Here is a 685-nt window from a genome sequence, read left to right as displayed (position 1 = left end):
AGATTCCCTTAATCTGCACCTTACAATGAATGCGTTCCCTGCTGCTTTAGTTAATCTATGGAAATCCAACCTTGGAGTAGCTGGTACTGTAACAGGGCAGATTACGATTCGTGGTAGTTTTCAAAAGCCTGATGTAACTTATGATCTAAAAGGTGAAGAACTGACAACACTTGCTTTTCAAAATAAAAAAATAATGCCTTTTGTTCTTTCTGCTAAAGGTAAAACAGTAGATCAGAACCTTACTTTGAATGCAAATTTAACAGGAGAGGGGGTACAAGCACAAGCACAGGGTCATATATCTTTAGATAAAAATAAGCTTGATCTCCACGTTAATTTGCAAGATTTGCCTGCACGTTTGATGAATAGTTTTATTGAAGGGCAAGCACTTGGAGGAGCCGTGGTAGGTAGGATCGATATTGCTGGAACAATGAAGGATCCATCTGCTTCTTTTGAGCTTGCTAGTCAAAGCTTAACTGCTATGACGCATAAAGGACCTCTGTTGATCAATATGAATGCTCGTGGTTCTTACAAAAAATCGACTTTTCATATTGAGCGTATGATAGCGACCGGAGATAAAGGATTAGATCTCTCCATAAATGGACCTGTTTCTCTTAATGGTTCAGCTGTCAAATTGAATGTTAAAGGGGCAATGCCTCTTGCTTTTGTTGATTTATTATTAGCAAAA

At 38.2% G+C, this 685-nt stretch carries 1 pseudogene; it reads left to right on the top strand.

Annotated features, from left to right (window positions below):
• Positions 1-685: pseudogene (locus ACFINS_RS10465) on the top strand (hypothetical protein); the annotation flags it as partial.

Source organism: Bartonella sp. AA2SXKL (genome assembly GCF_042197205.1).
GTDB lineage: Bacteria > Pseudomonadota > Alphaproteobacteria > Rhizobiales > Rhizobiaceae > Bartonella.
Note: the sequence above shows the minus strand (reverse complement) of the source record. Positions and strands in the feature narration are given on the sequence as shown.